Origin of the sequence: Legionella lytica, from assembly GCF_044626755.1 — a bacterium.
In the GTDB taxonomy this organism is placed as follows: domain Bacteria; phylum Pseudomonadota; class Gammaproteobacteria; order Legionellales; family Legionellaceae; genus Legionella; species Legionella lytica_A.
Genome location: NZ_JBGORX010000035.1, coordinates 1 through 378, shown reverse-complemented (window position 1 = coordinate 378; position 378 = coordinate 1). Strand labels below are relative to the sequence as shown.

Sequence of the window (378 nt, the reverse complement as noted above, 5' to 3'; positions counted from 1 at the left end):
TGTGGTGGTCAATAATGGTGTCTCTAATGCGGTATTAAGTGGCGGCTTCACCTATCAGCCTGCAGCACCAACCCTTGTCAGCATTAGTCCTAATAGTGGTTCTATGGCGGGGGGAGCAGCGGTGACTGTGAGTGGTACCAACTTTACGCCAAGTACTAGCTTAACGATTGATGGTATTGCGGCAACCAGTATAACGGTGGTTAATGCTACGACGTTGACTGCAGTAACTCCCGCATATGTTAGTGGTTCTTTAGTGAAGAACGTGGTGGTGAATAATGGGGTAGGGAGTGCCACGTTAATCAATGGTTATACTTACGTTGCGACTACGCCAAGCATCAGTGGTGTTACTCCGAATACTGGACCTGTTGCTGGTGGTAC

The 378-nt window shown here is 48.4% G+C and carries 1 protein-coding gene; it reads left to right on the top strand.

Going from position 1 to position 378, the window contains the following annotated elements:
* The coding region (locus tag ACD661_RS16965; RefSeq protein WP_400189013.1) for an IPT/TIG domain-containing protein at positions 1 to 378 on the top strand (378 nt) is incomplete at both ends.